Raw genomic sequence first — 19,101 nt, 5'->3', positions numbered from 1 at the left:
GCTGCGTCATAAGGTGTCCTTTGGGGGCTCAGGCAGTGGTGCCGATGCGCTGCAGGCGGTAGCTGCCATCCAGCACGCCATCCACCCATGGCTGGTTGTCCAGGTACCAGTCGACGGTGAACGCGATGCCCTGTTCGAAGGTGTACGCCGGCTCCCAGCCGAGTTCGTCCTTCAGCTTGGAGGCATCGATCGCATAACGGCGGTCGTGGCCGGGGCGGTCGGTGACATGGGTGATCTGGCTGCTGCGCGGCTGGCCATCTTCGCGCGGGCGGCGCGCATCAAGCAGCGCGCAGATGGCCTGCACCACTTCGATGTTCTGCTTTTCCGAGTTGCCGCCGACGTTGTAGGTCTCGCCGACGCGGCCGGTGGCCAGTACCGTGCGGATCGCTTCGCAGTGGTCGGACACGAACAGCCAGTCGCGTACCTGCTTGCCATCGCCGTAGACCGGCAGTGGCTCGCCGGCCAGCGCCTTGGCGATCACCAGCGGAATGAGCTTTTCCGGGAAGTGGTACGGGCCATAGTTGTTGGAGCAGTTGGTGGTCAGCACCGGCAGCCCGTAGGTGTGGTGGAACGCGCGCACCAGGTGGTCCGATGCGGCCTTGGACGCCGAGTACGGCGAGTTCGGGGCATACGGGGTGGTTTCGCTGAACTTGCCGGTCTCGCCCAGGGTGCCGTAGACCTCGTCGGTGGACACGTGCAGGAAGCGGAATGCCTCGCCCTTGTCGGCTGGCAGTGCCTTCCAGTAATCACGCACCGCTTCCAGCAGGCCCAGGGTGCCGACCACGTTGGTCTGGATGAACGCGCCCGGGCCATCGATGGAGCGGTCCACGTGGCTCTCGGCGGCGAAGTTCAGCACCGCGTGCGGCTGGTGCTCGGCCAGCAGGCGCGACACCAGCGCGCTGTCGCCGATATCGCCTTCCACGAACACGTGGTTGGCATTGCCTTGCAGGCTGGAGAGGGTCTTCAGGTTGCCGGCGTAGGTCAGGGCATCCAGGTTGATGACCTTGACGCCGCGGGCAACCGCCTCGAGGACGAAGTTACCGCCAATGAATCCGGCGCCGCCGGTGACTAGCCAAGTGGGCACTAACTGCTCTCCTGTTGATTTTTTTCTGCGGCCGGCCTCTGTATTGCCCGGCCGATTCAACCTCGAAGCATACAACGACGCTATGTAGAGCAGGCGTTCAAGGCATGAACCACGCGCCTCGAATGCCGCACTGCAGCACAACCATACGCGTTCGCATGGTCGCCCAAGGCCAGTTAGAATCGACATCCCACCCCCGAACCGGTCGCATGCCAAGGGCCGGACGACTCCCCTGTTACTGAAGGACCCCGTACCAGATGAAGATCCTCGTCGCGTACAAGCGCGTGGTGGACTACAACGTCCGCATCCAGGTCAAGCCGGACGGCTCCGGCGTGGTGACCGATGGCGTCAAGCTGTCCCCGAATCCCTTCGATGAAATCGCTCTGGAAGAAGCACTGCGCCTGCGCGACAAGGGCATCGCCAGCGAAGTCATCGTCGCGACCATCGCCCCGGCCGATGCCCAGCCGCACCTGCGCAATGGCCTGGCCATGGGCGCAAACCGCGCCATCCATGTGGTCACCGACCAGGCGATCCAACCGCTGACCGCTGCCCGTGCCCTGCTCAAGCTGGTCGAGAAGGAACAGCCTGGGCTGGTGATCCTGGGCAAGCAGGCCATCGACGACGATGCCAGCCAGACCGGCCAGATGCTGGCCACGATCTGGGGACGTCCGCAGGCGACCTTTGCCAGCAAGCTCGAGATAGCTGATGGCAAGGCCACGGTGACCCGGGAAGTGGACGCCGGCCTGGAAACGCTGGAAGTGGACCTGCCGGCGGTGGTCACCACCGACCTGCGCCTGAACGAACCGCGCTTCATCAAGCTGCCGGACATCATGAAGGCCAAGGCCAAGCCGCTGGAGACGCTGCAGCTGGCCGACCTCGGCGTGGACGCCGTGGACACGCTGAAGACCACCGCCCATGCCGCGCCGGGCAAGCGCAGCAAGGGCGTGATGGTCAAGGATGCCGCCGAACTGGTGGCCGCACTCAAGCAGAAGGGGTTGCTGTAATGAGCACGATTCTCGTCATCGCCGAGCATCACGACGGCAAGCTCAACGCCGCCACCGCCAAGACCGTCAGCGCGGCTGTCGCCGTCACTGGTGCCGAGGTGCATGTGCTGGTGTTGGCAGCCGACCCGGCCGGCGTTGCCGCCGAGGCAGCCAGGATCAGCGGCGTGGCCAAGGTATTGACCGTGGCCAATCCCGCCAACGCCAACTCGATCGCCCAGGTGCTGGCACCGCAGATCGTGAAGGCAGCCGCCGGCTACAGCCACGTGTTCGGTCCGTCCACCACCTTCGGCAAGGACCTGATGCCCTGCGTGGCCGCCCTGCTGGGCGTGGCCCAGGTGTCCGACCTGATGGCCGTCGAAGGCAGCCATACCTTCAAGCGCCCGATCTATGCTGGCAACGCCATCATCACCGTGGAGGCGCCGGCAGAGCAGACCGTGGTCGCCACTGTGCGCAGCGCGTCCTGGCCGGAGGCCGCCCAAGGCGGCAGCGCCGCCGTTGAAGTGTTGAACGTGGACGCGGTGCTGCCAACCCACACCCGCTTCGTCGGGCTGGCCGCCGCCAGCAGCGACCGCCCTGACCTGCAGAGCGCCAAGCGCGTGGTGTCCGGTGGCCGTGGCGTGGGCTCGGAAGAGAACTTCAAGGTGATCTACCAGCTGGCCGACAAGCTGGGGGCTGCGGTGGGTGCCTCGCGCGCCGCCGTCGATGCGGGCTATGTGCCCAACGAGCTGCAGGTCGGCCAGACCGGCAAGATCATCGCCCCCGAGCTGTATGTGGCGGTGGGCATCAGTGGTGCCATCCAGCATCTGACCGGTATCAAGGATGCCGGCACCATTGTCGCGATCAACAAGGATCCGGATTCGCCGATCTTCGAGATTGCCGATATCGGGTTGGTGGGGGATCTGTTTACGATCCTGCCTGAGCTGGAAAGCGCGCTCTGACGCCAGATTGCTGGACGCCAGGGCATCGCAGGATGCCCTGGCTTTGGTCGGACTTTCCATGAAACAGCAACTGTTACGTTTCCTCATTTCCGGCTGATCGGCCGTTGCGGTCGAATATGCCGTGTTCATCGCCCTGCAGACCGTGCTGGGTACAGATTGGCTCATCCTAAATCAGTCGCTGAGCTTTGGCGCTGGCATGCCCCCTTGATAGTCAAATTTCTGGTCATGGGCATGATTGCAGCTTGGAACTACCTGATTTTTTCCCGGCTGATTGTCAGAAAAACCGCATAACAACACTGTCGGCCATACGAATCTGGCAGGGTCGACAGTGCCCGAAGATCATCACGACGAATGTCGGCACTTGCTGCTTCGGCTCAATGCGTGACCTGTTCGCAATCTCGAACGAGCCGCTCCATCATTCTCAGTTTTCTGTTCTCACCCTTCCTGCCGTCCAGCCAAGATGGAAATCCAAAGTTGGGCGCGGGTCAGCCGGACATTCACGAATGTTTCAGCCAGGTGACGAACGAAGTATGATTTGGCCTTGGCATGGATTGCTGACCGTTGTTGCAAGGAATCCAGCGCCCATTCCTTTTCCAGAGAGGTATTGAGGAAGGATTTCCTAACGATTCTTCCAGCCAGCTGATGAGTACAGAAATTTCAAATATTCTGCGGCGATTTCCGTCGTGGGGAACATGTGTAGCAGGGCTGTTGACCTGCGTCCTGCTGTTCCGGATGAGTCGTTATTACAGTTCGGCGGAGCTTCTCTACATTACTATCAGCTTCATGCTGGAACTGGTGCTGATAGACCTGAGCATCCGCCTTGCGCTGGGTATCCGCAATCGACTGCTGCGCGTGGTGGCTCTCCTGCTTCCCGCTGCTGCAGGCAGCATATACGTCGTCCAGCTGTATGCCAGCTGGATATCCGGCGGACTCATTCCGCCAATCGCCTTTGCCAACCGGGAAGTTACTGGCCTGATCGCGTTCAATGGCGTCTATGCCATGTTGGGCGCCTACTTCGTCGCATTCATCGCATATGCCATCGTACACCGCGTCGCCCCGCCACGATGCTCACCGCGCACCCCGGTGATATGGCTCGGCCTAGCCGCGTTGGCCTATGCGGGCATGATCCACGACCAACCCCTCGCACGCGGTATCGTGGTCGCCCGCGGCGAAGCACCTATCTCTTCCTTCCTGCGCGCGTTTTCCACCTATGCAGGCATGAATGATCGTGCTCAGCTCAGCGCTGCGGAACTGATCGAGGCACGCGCAGCGTTCTCGCGCGGGAAGATGTACCAGCAAGGCTTCCCGGCCGAGTACACCAAAGGTCTTGTGGAGCATCCTAATGTCATCGTGGTTTTCACCGAAGGCATGTCCGCACGCTGGATGGAAACCTACGGCAGCATTCATCCGGGTATCACCCCCAACCTGGACCGGTTGGCAGGCGGCTCGCTCGTGGTCAGCAACTATTACAACCACACCGCGGCGACCTTCCGCGGCCTGCGTGGCCAGTTAACCTCAGGCCATCAGGAAATCGACGGCGTCAACGCGGAAGGGACCGGCATCGATCAACGGGATATCTCCGGTGACATCACCGCTGTTTCGCGCATCAGCATCCCGGAAATCCTGCGTGCGCGCGGCTACCGTAGCATGTTCTTTCTGTCCCAACAGGGGCACATCAACACGATGATCGAAATGCTGGGCTTCGATCGCACCTTGGGGCGCGACTATCTGTACGACCATTATGTCCGCGGCGATGCGGCTGGCGCGCGCCCCCCGTACCTGACTGACCAGGAGCTGTTCGACAGCATGCTTTCCGAACTGGAAGCGCAGCCTCGTGGCAAGCCGTTCTTCGCGGCCGTGTACAACTTCCAAACCCATGCGTTTCTGGATGGGGAAGAAAAATATGGCGAGGGCGACAACATTGTGCTCAACCAATTCCATACTTATGACCGTGACATAGGCCGCTTCATCGAGCGCTTCATGGCCAGTCGACTGCACGAGAACACCCTACTGGTATTCACCGCCGACCATTCGACCTTTCCTGGCCCCAATGCGGCCAAGGCAGACAGTCGCATGAAGGACTACTTCGTCGATAACATCCCCCTGCTGATTTATTGGAAGGGGGCGGAGCACCGGGTGATCGACGCAGGTGGCAAGAATTCGCTTGACCTTGCCCCCTCGTTGTTGAGCCTGCTGGGCGTAAGGAAGGGCCACAACCTTTTCCTGGGCTGCACGTTCTTCGAAGAGTGCAACCTCGACCGGGTGTCCAATATCGGTGCCGAATACATTCTTACCGATTCAGCAGGATCGTACTCGGAGTCGCTGGTCCCGGACGCCCAGAAATCTTACTATGAGCAGGCCAAGCAGACCATTGAGCGTTACAAGTCAATGGACTTGGTAATCGACACGCAAGCAGACTAAATTGCGCTACCACCTGCAGGATGCCTGGGCGCTCCATCCCTTGATCGATTCACCTAATGCACCGGCAGCCCTTGGAGCGCCCTATTTTGGCTATTGAAGTTCGTGCCCTCTGCGTGGATCTCGATGGCACGCCTCTGCGCAGTGACATTCTGCATGAGTCGCTTATGGTCCTGCTGGCACGCAATCCGCTTTATATAATCCTGCTGCCGCTCTGGCTGCTGCGGGGCAAGGCATTCGTGAAGCGGCAACTGGCCTCCCGGGTCCAGCTTCCGGCCGAAGCCCTGCCCTACGACGAGCGCGTGCTGTGCGATGAAGGTCCTGCACGTCTACCAGTGGCTGAAGAACCTGCTGGTGCCGCTGCTGACTGCGCATCGGTTCCTGGACCTCGGCGCGGCACTCGATGCCGGCCTGGCGTTCCTCGCCTTCGGCCTGTGTGCTTCTGGCGTTTACCTGCTCAACGACATGCTGGACTTGACCCCGGACCGCATGCATCCACCCAAGTGCAGGCGACCGTTCGCGGCCGGCACCCTGCCCCTACTGCACGGCTTGCTTGTGGCGCCCTTGATTACCCTTGCCGGCTTCGCACTGGCGCTGGTATGCGGCCCCGCTTTCGCCGGTGTGCTGGTCTGCGACTACGTCATGACCTTGAGCTATTCGTTCAAACTCAAGCGCATCGTGATGATCGACGTCGTGCTGCTGGCCGCGCTGTACACCGTTTGCATCATCGGTGGAGCGGTGGCAATCCATACGGAGCTATCATTATGGCTTCTGTCGTTCTCGATGTTCGTCTGCCTCAGCCTGGCCATGCTCAAGCGCTATACCGAACTGACATCGGCCCTGACCAACGGCAAGGAAATGGCAATAGGCCGTGGCTACTCGGTGGCCGACCTGCCACTGGTGCAATCGCTGGGTGCGGTGGCGGGCTACAGCGGCGTGTTCGCGCTGTCGGGCCGGCCGCCGCCAGCAGCGACCGTCCTGACCTGCAGAGCGTCAAGCGCGTCGTGTCCGGTGGCCGTGGCGTGGGCTCGGAAGAGAACTTCAAGGTGATCTACCAGTTGGCCGACAAGCTGGGGGCTGCGGTGGGTGCGCCGCACGCCGCGGTCGACGCCGGTTACGTGCCCAGCGACCTGCAGGTCAGCCAGACCAGCAAGATCATCGCGCCGGAACTGTACGTTGCCGTCGGCATCAACGGCGCGATCCAGCATCCGACCGGCATCAAGGATGCCGGCACGCTCGTTGCGATCGACAAGGACGGCGACGCGCCAATCTTCGAAATTGCTGATATCGGCCTGGTCGGGGATCTCTTCACGATCCTGCCGAAGCTGGAAAAGGCGCTTTAATGGCCGACCGTCGCCCTCCGGTGCCGGTGCCGCCGGCACGCAGGGGGCGTGCGGGCATCTGGGTCGCCGCAATCGCAGCGATGTACCTGGTCGCACTGTGGTACCTCGATCGGGACAGGAACATCCTGTACCGATTGGCCGAAATGGCGGCCCCACTGTCGGCCTGCGCCGCGCTGGTCCTGCTCAGCTACGGCTGCCGTTACCAACGCTGGCGCAGCGTGCTGGCCGCACAGGGCCATCCGCTGCACTCATGGTGGCGAGGACTGGTAGCTTACTTGGCCGGCTTTGCGTTCACGGCCTCGCCGGGCAAGGCCGGTGAGCTGCTCCGCATCCGCTATTTCAACTGGCAGGGCGTTCCGGCCCAGGCCACCCTGACTTCGTTCATCTTCGAACGGGCCATGGACCTGCTGGTCATCACCCTGCTGTCCATCAGTGCGGCAACGTTAGTGCCCGCGTTCGGCCTGCTGGCGTTGGTCATCCTCGTCCTGCTGCTGGCATTGCTTGCCCTGGGCTGCTGGCCGCCGTTGGCTCGCCTGGCGCGGGCGCTGGCCGCGCGGCTGCCAGGGGCACCGGTGCGCCGGGTGGCTCGCTTCCTGATCGATGGCGGAACCGCGCTGAGGCCTTTGTTCCGGGCGCGCCTGCTGCTGGGCAGCCTCAGCTGGGGTGCCGCGGCGTGGCTGCTGACGGCGGCCGCATTCGCCTGGCTGTGCCACACCTCGGGCATCACCGCTCACTGGCCGCTACTGCTGGGCATCTATCCGCTGGCGATCCTGATCGGTGCATTGTCCTTCGTACCCGGCGGCGTCGGCACCACCGAAGCGGCCATCGTGCTGATGCTGGTTGCCTGCGGCGTCGGCGCTGACGCGGCACTGGCCATCGCCGTCGGCATCCGCTTGGCCAGCCTGTGGTTGGCCGTGCTGGTAGGCATGCTGAGCATGACGACGCTGGAATCCGGGGCCCTTGCCGCGCCGCCGGCAACCTGAGGCGCGTACTGCCCCGGTCGTCGCCATCATTTATCATCCAGTCGGTCAACAGCGAAACAAAAAGGCTCAGCGATGCAACATCCCGATGCACTACTCCCTGGAGCACACCCGCTGTGACGGCCTCCAACCGCCCGCTATGCGTTGACCTTGACGGCACCCTGCTGCGCTCGGACATCCTCTATGAATCGTTGCTCGCCCTGCTGGCGACCAACCCCCTTTACATCTTCCTGCTGCCCTTCTGGCTGCTCAGGGGCAAGGCCCACGTGAAGCGCCAACTGGCCTCGCGCGTGCAGCTTCCCGCTGAGACCCTGCCCTATGACGAGCGCGTGCTGGAGATCCTACGCACCACCACGCAGCGCCCGCGCGTGCTGTGTACCGCTTCGGACCGGCTGCTGGTGCAGCCCATCGCCGACCACCTCGGCCTGTTCGAGGAAGTGATAGCCAGTGATGGCCAGACCAACCTGTCCGGCAGCAACAAGGGCCAGGCCTTGGCCGCGCGCTTCGGCGAACGCGGCTTCGACTACATGGGCAACGGCCAGGTGGACCTGAAGGTCTGGGCCCATGCTGGCGGCGCGATCGTGGTCAACAACGGCATCGGGCTGGCCAACGCCGCCGCAAGGCATACCGAAGTGCTGGCCCACCTGCCCTCACAGAATGGCGGGCTGATCACCTGGATCAAGGCCCTGCGCATCTACCAGTGGCTGAAGAACCTGCTGGTGCTGGTGCCGTTGCTGACCGCACACCGCTTCTTCGACCTTGGCTCGATCATCGATGCAGGCACGGCCTTCCTCGCCTTCGGCCTGTGTGCGTCAGGCGTCTACCTGCTCAACGACCTACTTGACCTGACCCCGGACCGCATGCATCCGCGCAAGCGCAAGCGGCCGTTCGCGGCTGGCACGTTGCCGCTCCTGCACGGCCTGCTGGTCGCCCCGCTGATCACCCTGGCCGGTTTCGCGCTCGCCCTGGCCTGCAGCCCGGCCTTCGCCGGAGTGCTGCTGTGCTACTACGTGATGACCCTGAGCTACTCGCTCAAGCTCAAGCGCATCGTGATGATCGACGTCGTGCTGCTGGCCGCGCTGTACACCGTGCGCATCATCGGCGGCGCGGTGGCGATCAATTCCGATCTGTCGTTCTGGCTGCTCGCGTTCTCCATGTTCGTGTTCCTCAGCCTGGCCATGCTCAAGCGCTATACCGAACTGACATCCGCCCTTGCCAGTGGCAAGGACATGGCCATCGGCCGCGGCTACTCGGTGGCCGACCTGCCGCTGGTACAGTCGCTGGGTGCGGCCGCCGGCTACATCGGCGTGCTGGTGTTCGCGTTGTACATCAACAGCCCGGAAAGCCTGGAGCTGTATCGCAACCCCAAGCTGCTGTGGCTGCTGTGCCCGATCCTACTGTACTGGATCAGCCGCATGTGGATCGTCTCCCACCGTGGCGACATGCATGACGACCCGATCGTGTTCGCAGCGATGGACCGCAGCAGCCAGATCGTCATCGGCCTGTGCGTGCTGATCGTCCTGCTCGCGATATGAGTGCAGCGCCCGGCCAATCCTGGGGACGCTACCCGCGCGTGGAGCAGAGCATCATTGCGGTGCTCGACCGCGCGGCGGCGCTGCCGTTGCCGGCGGAAGGCGGCACGGTACTGCCGCATGGCAACGGCCGCAGCTATGGCGACAGCTGCCTCAATCCGGGCGCGAGCCTGCTGGTCAGCCGTGCCCTGGACCGCTTCATCGGCTTCGATCCAGGCACCGGCGTCGTGCGCTGCGAGGCCGGTGCCACTCTGGCCGATATCCTCGACATCGCCCTGCCCAGCGGCTGGTTCCTGCCGGTCACGCCGGGCACCCGGCATGCCACGGTGGGCGGCGCCATCGGCAACGACGTACACGGCAAGAACCACCACCGCGCCGGTACCTTCGGCCACCACGTGCGCTGCCTGGAACTGCTGCGCAGCGATGGCTCCCGCCAGCAGCTCACTCCGGCCGATGACAGCGGGCTGTTCGCCGCCACGGTCGGCGGTCTCGGCTTGACCGGGTTCATCACCTGGGTCGAACTGCAACTGCGTCGCGTGCCGGGGCCGTGGATCGAAACCGAATCGATCCGCTTCGACAACCTCGATGATTTCTTCGAACTGTCGCGCGAATCAGCCAGCGACTTCGAATACACGGTCGCGTGGATCGACTGCTTGGCCAAGGGACCGAACCTCGGCCGCGGCCACTTCCTGCGCGGCGACCACGCGCCGGGCGATGTACAGGCAGCCACGCCCAGCTCGGCGCCCCGGCGCAGCATGCCCATCGTGCCGCCGGTGTCGCTGGTCAATCCGCTCACCCTGCGTCCGTTCAACACGCTGTACTACTGGCGCCAACCCGCGCGCCGTGCGCGCCATCTGACGCACTACCAAGGCTATTTCTACCCGCTGGACGGCATCAACCACTGGAACCGCATGTATGGCCCGCGCGGCTTCCTGCAACACCAGTGCGTATTGCCGCCCGAAGTGGCGCGCGATGCCACTGCGGCCCTGCTGGCCGAGATCGCGCGCAGCGGACGTGGCTCGTTCCTGGCCGTACTGAAGGAATTCGGCGACCTTCTCTCACCGGGGCTGCTGTCGTTCCCCCGGCCGGGTACCACCCTGGCCCTGGATTTCCCCAACAACGGGCCGGAACTGCTGAAGATGCTCGACCGCCTGGACCGCATCGTCAGCGAAGCCGGCGGCGCCGTCTATCCGGCCAAGGACGCACGCATGTCCGGTGCGCTGTTCCGCCAAGCCTACCCGGCCTGGGAAGAATTTTCCCGCTTCATCGACCCCCGATTTTCATCCGGCTTCTGGCGCCGGGTGATGGAGTAAGCATGCAGAAGATCCTGATCATCGGCGCCACCTCGGCCATCGCCGAATCCGTCGCACGCCTGTACGCCAGGCGTGCCGCCGCGCTCTACCTGGTGGGCCGCAGTGCCGGCAAGCTGGACGCCATCGCCGCCGACCTGCGCGTGCGTGGTGCCCAGCACGTGCATACCGGCGCGCTTGACGTGAACGACCTCTCCGCACATGGCGCGCTGCTGGACGATGCCTGGTCGGCCTTGGGCGGCGTGGATACTGTGCTCATCGCCCACGGCACGCTGCCTGACCAGGCCGCCTGCGATGCATCGGTCGAGCTGTCGCTGCGCGAGTTCACCACCAATGGCACCTCCACCATCGCCCTGGCGGCCGCGCTGGCCCAGCGCCTGCAGTCAGGCGCCACCCTGGCAGTGATCTCCTCGGTGGCCGGTGACCGTGGCCGCGCCAGCAACTATCTCTATGGCAGCGCCAAGGCCGCCGTGACCGCCTACCTGAGTGGCCTGGGCCAGCGCCTGCGGCCGGCCGGCATCAACGTGCTGGTGATCAAGCCCGGCTTCGTCGATACGCCGATGACCGCCGCCTTCAAGAAGGGCGCGCTGTGGGCAACGCCGGACAAGGTGGCCGCCGGCATCCTGAAGGCCATCGGCAAGCGCAAGGCCGTGGCCTACCTGCCCGGTTTCTGGTGGGCGATCATGATGATCATCAAGAACATTCCCGAGTTCGTCTTCCGCAGGATCAAGCTCTGACATGACCGACAAGCACGCCAAGATCGTCATCACCGGGGCCGCCGGGCTGGTCGGGCAGAACCTGATCGTCGAGCTCAAGCAGCAGGGTTACACCCAGCTGGTGGCCATCGACAAGCACACGCACAACCTGGACATCCTGCAGAAGCTGCACCCGGACGTCCGCGTGGTGCTGGCCGACCTGGCCGAGCCGGGCGCATGGGCCGGGGAGTTCAACGGTGCTGCCTGCGTGGTGCAGTTGCATGCACAGATCACCGGCAAGACCACCGATCTGTTCGTGCGCAACAACATCACCGCGACCAGCCACGTGTTGAAGGCGACCCAGGCCGCCGCCGTGCCCTACATGGTGCATATCAGTTCCTCGGTGGTGAACTCGGTGGCCAAGGATGACTACACCAACACCAAGCGCGAGCAGGAAGAGATGGTGGTCGCCAGCGGCCAGCGCCACTGCGTGCTGCGGCCGACGCTGATGTTCGGCTGGTTCGACCCCAAGCACCTGGGCTGGCTGTCGCGCTTCATGGCGCGCACGCCAGTGTTTCCGATTCCGGGCGACGGCAAGTTCATGCGCCAGCCGCTGTACGAACGTGACTTCTGCCGCTGCATCGCCAGGTGCATCGAAACCGAGCCCGATAGCGAGGTGTTCGACGTCGTCGGCGATACCCGCGTGGACTACGTGGACATCATCCGCACCATCAAGCGGGTGAAGAGACTGCACACGGTGATCGTGCACATTCCGATCGGGTTCTTCGCCTTCCTGCTGAAGGTCTATAGCCTGTTCAGCAGCAAGCCGCCTTTCACCGCAGACCAGCTGAAGGCACTCAGTGCCGGCGATGACTTCAAGGGCATCGACACCGAGGCCGTGTTCGGCGTGAAGCAGACGCCGTTCGAAGAGGCCATCCGCGAAAGCTACACGGACAAGCGTTACAGCCATATCGTTCTGCAACGCTGAAGGAGTGCGAAGGATGCGCATCGTTACCACCATTGGCGCGGTCGTCTGCATCGCGCTGGCACTCTGCTGGAAGCTGCTCCCGGCCCACGACGGGCTGGAATCGGCCGCTGCCCTCCAGGGGGGGTGCCCGCCTTCGACGTCGCCGTACCTCCAAGCCGATGCGAACGTCAAGGGCGCCATCACCTACTGCGAGGCCGGTGACGCCGCCACGGGCACGCTGGTCATGCACATTCCCGCCGGCACGCTCGATAACTTCGGGCTTGTCGTTGCCGGCTACGTGGACGGCAAGGACGTCAGCCTGAACCTGCAGCCCACCGGCGGCAGCAGCGCGGCGATGTCCCTGCAGCAGAGGGCGGCCGAGCGATGGACCCCGGTGGCGTTGGACATCCCGGACCCGTGGAAGGGCACCGACCTGACCGCTACCCTCCAGGACCGCGGCGAACAGCACGCACAATGGGCAGGTTTAGGGCTGGTTCCGCTGAAGCAGGGCGCGCATGCGGACCGCGGCGTGGCGATCGCGCTGTTGTGTCTGGCTGTCGTGCTGGCCCTGCTGGCACGCCGCGCCCGCCCCGCTTCCGGCCCGGTAGGCATCATCAACCACATGCCGATGGCCGTGGCCATGCTTGCGACGTTGCTGATCGGTGGTCACCTGTACCGGGGCGACATCGCCGGTATCTGGGTCCATCCGGACGAATCGATTCCGGTGAAGGTGATGGAAGCAATGCACGGGCGCGGCGATCTGGATACCGATTTTGCCAAGGCCGACCTGCCAGTATTTGCCGACTTCCGCTACAACTTCTCCGGATACATCCTCGCCGCCTACGCCAGCGCCAAGGTGCTCTCGCCGGACGCGTTCGCGAGCGAGCCTGCCCTGCTAAAGCACCTGCTGGACCTGTCGCGCTGGAGCGCAGCAGCGACTCTGGTCCTGTGCCTGCTGCTGCTCCTGCGCCATACCAACGCGCTGTACGCCGTCATCGGTACGACATTGATCGCCATTGTTCCCCAACTTTACCAGGACGCCCATTACGCGCGCCTTGAATCACTGAGTACCTTGCTGGCGACGCTGGTCTTCGCGCTAGCCACCCTCAAACCCATCCGGGAACGCAACCGCCACCTGCTGATGGCCGCCATCGGCCTGCTTGCAGGCATGCTGACCACGATCAAGTTCACCTATGTGATCTTCCTGTTGTTCTGCATCGTTTCCGCCATGCCCATGCTGCCCCGCTCCGGTGATATGGCCGCGCGTGTCAAGCCGCTGCTGCTGCATGGCCTCTGGTCGGCGCTCGGCTTCGTCGCCGGATTCTGCATCGCATCACCGTCGATCGTTGTCGACCTGGCTGGGTTCATCGCAGGTATCCAGGCACTGAACAACCAGTATGGCGGTGGCCATCCCCCACACGGCTTCCCGTCGCCTTCGATGGGCAAACAGGTCGGCCTCATCGCCGGCTACTATTCGGCGACGATCGGGCTGCCGCTGCTCGTCCTGCACCTGGCAGGCTATTCCCGCGGCGTGCTTGCACCGGCCAAGTACGCCCTCGGCGGCGTCCTCGGCATCACGTTGCTCGCCTTCCTGTTCCAGGAAGTGTTCTTCGAGCGCAACTTCGGCCCGTTCCTGCCCGGCTTTATCCTGGTCTCGGTCATCGGCATCGTCAACATCGAGCACTGGCTGCTGCATGTCCTGCCAGAGCGGAACTGGATGCTTCCTGCGCTTCGGCTGGCGCTCGCGGTCGCACTGGCCTTCTGCGGCTGGACCGCGCTGTCTGTGACGAGCCGCCTGGCCCCGCACTTCTCCGCAGAGAGCCTGTCAGCCATGGACCGCGCCCACGCCCGCAAGCTCGATGCGTACGTTCATGAGTTCGGCGCTGCCGGTATCAAGCAGATCGGCTTCCCGGACATCATGGCATCCACTTTCCCGCAGCCCGCTGGCGAGTGCGAGCTCTACCAAGGCATCCACTACAACGACGGCTGGTCAAAGAACTACTACCACCAACTTGAACAGCGTGGGTTCCGCCTGGTCGCGCGCATGGCATCCGATTTCGACGAGGTTCCCGTGAGCACTTTGAACGTGTACCACAGCCCGACCATGTTGCTGTATTACGCCCCCGCCGGCTGCAGCCGCGAAGGAGTTCCGCAGTGAGTACCCCTGTGCCTGACAGGAACCGGACACCCTCGCATGCGGATGCGCGTTCCACCGGCGGCGAGGAAAAGACCCGGAAAGGCGGCCTGCTGCGCGACTTCTTCAGCCGTCGCTACCTGCTGTTCCTGGTCTCCGGTGGCTCGTCTGCGGTACTGGGCGTTACCTTGCGCCTGCTGTTCGCGCAGTTCATGGGCTACACCGCCTCGGTCATCGTGTCCTACTTCTTCAGCACACTTGCAGCGTATGCGCTGAACAAGCGCCTGGTGTTCCGCGGCCAGGCGCGGAGCACAGAGCTGGGCAAGTTCTTCGTCGTGAACGTGATCGGCCTGCTGCAAACCACACTGCTGAGCAATGCCTTCTTCAAGCTCATCGAGTGGACAACGCTGCTATCGGTTCCCCTCGCCGAGACGCTGGGACATGCCGGCGCCCTCTCCACCCTGGCGGTCACCAGCTTCATCATCCACAAATACTGGACCTTCTCCGAATCGAAGCCCGACGGAGAGGCCCGCCGCCCGGACTGACCGAGCGCGCGATCAGACAAGGCAGATACGTGTCAGCATTCACTACAGACTCCAGCATCCAGGTCAAACCAATGAGCAACCAGCGCTATGCCATCGTCGGCGCAGGCCCAATGGGCCTGATGGCCGCCGTCCGCCTCCTCGATGCGGGGCACCAGGTCGATATCTACGAGCGTGACGACCGCATCGGGGGCATGTCCGCGGCCTTCGATTTCGACGGCCTGCCCATCGAACGCTACTACCACTTCATCTGCAAGACCGATGACCCGTTGTTCGCCCTGCTCGAACGCTACGGCCTGGGCCACACGCTGAAGTGGACCGATACCAAGATGGGCTACTTCTACAACGGGCGCCTATTCAAGTGGGGCACGCCGTTCGCCCTACTGGGCTTCCCTCACCTGGGGCCGGTCAGCAAGTTCCGCTACGCCCTGCACGTGATGTACACGAAGGGCATCAAGGACTGGACGGCGCTGGACAAGGAAGAAGCAGGCGCCTGGATTCGCCGTTGGATCGGCGAGAGGGCGTACAACGTGATGTGGAAGGACGCCTTCCACCTGAAATTCTTCGAGTACAAGGACAACCTGTCGGCCAGCTGGATCGGCACGCGCATCAAGCGTATCGCGCTGTCGCGCCGCAACCTGATGAACGAGAGCCTGGGTTACCTCGAAGGTGGCTCGATGACGCTGCTTGACCGTATGGAGAAGGACATCGTCGATCGCGGCGGTCGCATCTTCCTGTCCCAGGGCATCGACGAAGTGGTCAGCGAAAACGGCCGGGTCACCGGCATCCGCACCGGCGATAACTTCACCGCCTACGACGGCGTGGTTTCCACCGCTCCCATCCAGTATGTCCCGGCCATGGTTCCCGGCCTGCCGGAAGACTTCCGTGCGCAGATCCGCGCCGTGGAGAACATTCCCGTGGCCTGCGTGATCCTCAAGCTCAAGCATGCGGTCAGCGAGAACTTCTGGATGAACATCAGCGATCCAGGCATCGCCATTCCGGGCGTCATCGAGTACAGCAACCTCAACCCGGGCGAGCATCCGGGGCAGAAGATCCTGTACGCGCCGTTCTACATGCCCAAGACCCACCCCAAGTGGAAGGCATCCAATGCCGAGCTGGTCGAAGAAGTGCTGGGTTACCTGCCGCGCCTGAATCCTCAGTTCAAGCGTGACTGGGTGCTCGCCACGCACTGTCATCGCTACGAGTTCGCGCAGACCATCTGCCCTCCGGGCTTCCAGGACATGCTGCCGGCGATGCGCACGCCGGTGGCCGGCTTTTTCATGGCCGACACCGCCTATTACTACCCCGAGGACCGCTCGATCTCGGAAAGCCTGCAGGCCGCCGATCGCCTCGCCCAAGAAGTGCTTGAGGCATGATCAGTCCGCAATTCGTGCGGTTTCTCGTCGCTGGCGGCATCGCCGCCGCGGCGAACTTCGGATCGCGTATCCTGCTGAGCCAGGTCATGCCGTATGCAGCGGCGATCATCATGGCCTACTGCATCGGCATGGTGACCGCGTTCCTGCTGAACCGTCGCTTCGTCTTCGAGGCTTCCAGCAACCCGTTGCACCATCAGGCCGCGTGGTTCGTAGCCATCAACCTGCTGGCCGTCCTGCAGACGCTGGCGATCAGCCTGGCGCTCGCCCGCTGGGCGTTCCCCGCCGTCGGCATGACCTTCCATCCGGAAACCGTCGCCCATGCAGTGGGCGTGGCCGTGCCGGTGTTCACCAGTTATGTGGGTCACAAAGCGCTCACTTTCCGCGAGAAGCATCCATGACCAGTTCCGTCAACGTGGAACGCCGCGTCGCCCCCTCCGCCGCCACCATCGCGGTCGGCGTCGCGCTGCTGGCCCTGGTGGCCAGGCTGCTGTACATCCAGTTCTACGCAGTACCAGTTCCCTACTGGGACCAGTGGGACGGCGAAGCAGCCTTCCTGCTCAAGCCGTGGATAGACGGCACCCTGCAATGGGCGGACCTGATCCGCACGCACAACGAACACCGCATCCTGCCGACCCGTCTGGTCACGCTGGGCAGCTATCTGGTAACCGGCCAGTGGAACAACATGTACGAGGCGCGGGTCAGTGCGCTGGTGTACTGCTTCATCCCCGCTCTGCTGGTCTGGCACGCCCTGCGCGATGAACGCAGGTCCCGCCTTGACTGGCTGGTGGTGCTGGTGGCGCTCGCTGCCGCAGTGCTCCCGTTCGCGTGGGAAAACATCCTGGTCGGGTTCCAGAGCCAGTTCTATTTCCTGATCCTTGCCAGCCTGCTGGCGGTGGGTCTGGCCGCCCGCCAGCACGAGAACATCATCGCCATCGCCGGCGCGGTGGCCCTGAGCATCTTCGCCACGTTGACGATGGCATCGGGAATGCTCACCCCCGTCGCCGTGGGCGCAACCTATGTGCTGGCCTGCATCTGCCTGCCCGGTCGTCGCTGGCCCGCGCTGGGGGCCGTGGTCATGCTTGCTGCCATTGCGGTGGCGGGCTACCTGGCCATCCCGGTCATTCCCGAGCATCGCACGCTGCAAGCGCAGGGCGCGCTGGAATTCATTGACGCGGTCAGCCACGTTCTGGGCTGGCCGGTGTCGAAGTACCACTTGGCCGTAGTGGCGCTGTGGCTGCCGTCGGTCCTGATGATTTCGCGCATGCTGCTGCGCCGGCAGGCATCACGCAGCGAACTGGTGATGGCTGGCCTATGCATCTGGTCGGCCCTGCAGGGCGCGGCCATCGCCTACGGCCGCGGTCACGGCATGGAAGCCCCGACTTCGCGCTATACCGAACTGTTCATTCCCGGGCTGTTCGGCAACGCCTGGTTCGCCGTCCAACTACTGCGGACGATGGTCCGCCCATCGGCCGTGCGTACCGGCGCGGCGCTGGTTGCGGCCGCGTTCGCCGTCACCTTCACCGCCGGCATGCTGCGCCATGTTCCAGCGGACATGGCCATGGTCAGGGAACGTGCTGAGCTCGGACAGATCCAGCAACGCAACGTGCTGCGTTACCTGACCAGCAACGATCCGTCCGCCCTGCAGGTGGAATACCAGCATATTCCCTACCCCGATGCGGGGCGACTGAAGGCATTGCTGGACGACCCGGCGCTGCGCGGGGCATTGTTCGTGAAGGTGGTGCCTGCCGAAGGCAGGGAAGCTGCGCCGGTCCACTGAGGCGTGGTGGTTCAGGCGTGGCGTCGCCCTTCGTGGCGGCCGTATTCCAGCCAATGGATGATGGGATCGACCCGGGCCGCGACCAGATCCGGGTTGTTGGCCAGGTAGGCGGCCACGCTGAAGTCTTCGGGAAGCGCAGCAGCGCGGCCGGTCCTGGCAAGTGGCAGGCTCCCCAGCCGTTCTTCCCAGGAACTGGCATCGTCGCGTACCAAGCGGAACAGGAACTCATTGCCTTCGGTGCCGCGGAAGCCGCTGAAGGTGAACGGGAACAGGTCCAAGACGGCCAGGCCATGGAAGATGGCGAACAGTTCGCTGGGCTGGAAGACCCAGCAGTGCACATCGTAGTAATCACTTGATGCCACCGCCTGCCGCGCCATCTCGAGCGCGAGCGCCGGTTGCCGGTTGTGGCGGAGGGCGTCCATCGCAGGCTCGCCCTCCCAAGTGATTTGCCCTTTCCATGAGCACTCGCCCAGCAGAGCATCAATGACGTTGCGCGGGGATGGACGCCAGGCGCCTTCCAGATAGGCCCCGAGCCAATCGGCAATCACCGAGGGTCGGCGCAAGCTGTCAAAACAGCGCAGGCGATCAGGTACCGCGAACACTGCGGTTCCACCATCGGCGCAGATGGCATGGATATCCTGCAGCCAGCGTATCGGATTGGGGACGTGTTCGAGCACGTGCGAAGAGATGATGGCGCTGAACCGGTCCGCACCCACAGCAGCGGCAAGCCCATCGGCGCCCACCACGTAATTGACCGTCTGGATCGCATCCTTGTCGACGGTGCCGTGGCTGGCGTACTTGTGCATCAAGCCCGTCGTGTCCAAGTGGTCGGCGTAACGCACGTTCCAGCCCGACCGCGGCAGCACAGGCTTGTCCAAGGGCGCAATCTCCAGCGCCAGCCCATTGCCATCCAGCCCAGCCTGCATCCATTCGCCACGACTTGCCATTGACGCCTCCAATTCTCTGCACGAAAACGCACGGAAAACACGAAGCAAGGGCGCTCT

At 63.7% G+C, this 19,101-nt stretch carries 15 protein-coding genes and 2 pseudogenes; 15 read left to right on the top strand and 2 right to left on the bottom strand.

Annotated elements, in window-relative coordinates; genetic code table 11:
• Positions 1-28: 28 nt before the first annotated feature.
• The gene (gene rfbB / locus H4O11_RS15600) at positions 29-1,084 is read right to left on the bottom strand and encodes a dTDP-glucose 4,6-dehydratase (RefSeq protein ID WP_182340452.1); all 1,056 of its coding nucleotides are present in this window, start codon (positions 1,082-1,084) and stop codon (positions 29-31) included.
• A 254-nt stretch (positions 1,085-1,338) separates the two neighbouring features.
• Between rfbB and H4O11_RS15595 the strand changes: the two genes are divergently transcribed.
• From H4O11_RS15595 to H4O11_RS15525, 15 genes and pseudogenes are all read left to right on the top strand, one after another.
• Complete coding sequence (locus tag H4O11_RS15595; protein ID WP_182340450.1) at positions 1,339-2,085, top strand: electron transfer flavoprotein subunit beta/FixA family protein; 747 nt, start codon at positions 1,339-1,341, stop codon at positions 2,083-2,085.
• Complete coding sequence (locus H4O11_RS15590; RefSeq protein WP_182340449.1) at positions 2,085-3,023, top strand: electron transfer flavoprotein subunit alpha/FixB family protein; 939 nt, start codon at positions 2,085-2,087, stop codon at positions 3,021-3,023. The genes H4O11_RS15595 and H4O11_RS15590 overlap by 1 nt, the downstream gene beginning before the upstream one ends.
• Positions 3,024-3,755: 732 nt before the next feature.
• The gene (locus H4O11_RS15585) at positions 3,756-5,444 is read left to right on the top strand and encodes an LTA synthase family protein (RefSeq protein ID WP_182340447.1); all 1,689 of its coding nucleotides are present in this window, start codon (positions 3,756-3,758) and stop codon (positions 5,442-5,444) included.
• Between the two features lie 113 nt (positions 5,445-5,557).
• Positions 5,558-6,476, top strand: a pseudogene (locus H4O11_RS15580) (UbiA family prenyltransferase); the annotation flags it as partial.
• Positions 6,383-6,784: pseudogene (locus tag H4O11_RS15575) on the top strand (FAD-binding protein); the annotation flags it as partial. The pseudogenes H4O11_RS15580 and H4O11_RS15575, both read left to right, overlap by 94 nt.
• Positions 6,784-7,767, top strand: coding sequence for a lysylphosphatidylglycerol synthase transmembrane domain-containing protein (locus H4O11_RS15570; RefSeq protein WP_182340445.1), 984 nt, complete (start codon positions 6,784-6,786; stop codon positions 7,765-7,767). The pseudogene H4O11_RS15575 and the gene H4O11_RS15570, both read left to right, overlap by 1 nt.
• A gap of 113 nt (positions 7,768-7,880) precedes the next feature.
• Complete coding sequence (locus H4O11_RS15565; protein ID WP_182340443.1) at positions 7,881-9,299, top strand: UbiA family prenyltransferase; 1,419 nt, start codon at positions 7,881-7,883, stop codon at positions 9,297-9,299.
• A complete protein-coding gene (locus tag H4O11_RS15560) occupies positions 9,296-10,609 on the top strand; it encodes an FAD-binding oxidoreductase (protein ID WP_182340441.1) in 1,314 nt (437 codons plus the stop codon). Before H4O11_RS15565 ends, H4O11_RS15560 begins: the two co-directional genes overlap by 4 nt.
• Before the next feature lie 2 nt (positions 10,610-10,611).
• On the top strand, positions 10,612-11,343 hold the full coding sequence (locus H4O11_RS15555) for an SDR family oxidoreductase (protein ID WP_182340439.1): 732 nt from the start codon (positions 10,612-10,614) through the stop codon (positions 11,341-11,343).
• Position 11,344: 1 nt separating this feature from the next.
• Positions 11,345-12,289: an NAD-dependent epimerase/dehydratase family protein gene (locus tag H4O11_RS15550; protein ID WP_182340437.1), complete on the top strand. Its 945-nt coding sequence runs from the start codon at positions 11,345-11,347 to the stop codon at positions 12,287-12,289.
• Positions 12,290-12,302: 13 nt separating this feature from the next.
• Positions 12,303-14,426 (top strand): hypothetical protein, encoded by a 2,124-nt coding sequence (locus tag H4O11_RS15545; protein ID WP_182340435.1) that lies wholly within the window; start codon positions 12,303-12,305, stop codon positions 14,424-14,426.
• Positions 14,423-14,947: a GtrA family protein gene (locus tag H4O11_RS15540; protein ID WP_182340433.1), complete on the top strand. Its 525-nt coding sequence runs from the start codon at positions 14,423-14,425 to the stop codon at positions 14,945-14,947. The genes H4O11_RS15545 and H4O11_RS15540 overlap by 4 nt, the downstream gene beginning before the upstream one ends.
• Positions 14,948-15,018: 71 nt before the next feature.
• Positions 15,019-16,320 carry an NAD(P)/FAD-dependent oxidoreductase gene (locus tag H4O11_RS15535; protein ID WP_182340432.1) on the top strand — a complete coding sequence of 434 codons (1,302 nt, stop codon included), beginning with the start codon at positions 15,019-15,021 and terminating at the stop codon, positions 16,318-16,320.
• Complete coding sequence (locus tag H4O11_RS15530) at positions 16,317-16,718, top strand: GtrA family protein (RefSeq protein ID WP_182340430.1); 402 nt, start codon at positions 16,317-16,319, stop codon at positions 16,716-16,718. Before H4O11_RS15535 ends, H4O11_RS15530 begins: the two co-directional genes overlap by 4 nt.
• The gene (locus H4O11_RS15525) at positions 16,715-18,097 is read left to right on the top strand and encodes a hypothetical protein (RefSeq protein WP_182340428.1); all 1,383 of its coding nucleotides are present in this window, start codon (positions 16,715-16,717) and stop codon (positions 18,095-18,097) included. The genes H4O11_RS15530 and H4O11_RS15525 overlap by 4 nt, the downstream gene beginning before the upstream one ends.
• Before the next feature lie 11 nt (positions 18,098-18,108).
• Here H4O11_RS15525 and H4O11_RS15520 read toward each other — a convergent pair whose 3' ends face one another.
• The gene (locus H4O11_RS15520; RefSeq protein WP_182340426.1) at positions 18,109-19,044 is read right to left on the bottom strand and encodes a class I SAM-dependent methyltransferase; all 936 of its coding nucleotides are present in this window, start codon (positions 19,042-19,044) and stop codon (positions 18,109-18,111) included.
• Between the last annotated feature and the right edge of the window lie 57 nt (positions 19,045-19,101).

The organism is Stenotrophomonas tumulicola (genome assembly GCF_014117215.1).
In the GTDB taxonomy this organism is placed as follows: domain Bacteria; phylum Pseudomonadota; class Gammaproteobacteria; order Xanthomonadales; family Xanthomonadaceae; genus Stenotrophomonas; species Stenotrophomonas tumulicola.
The sequence above is the reverse complement of the archived record's forward strand: the minus strand, read 5'-3'. Positions and strand labels throughout refer to the sequence as shown.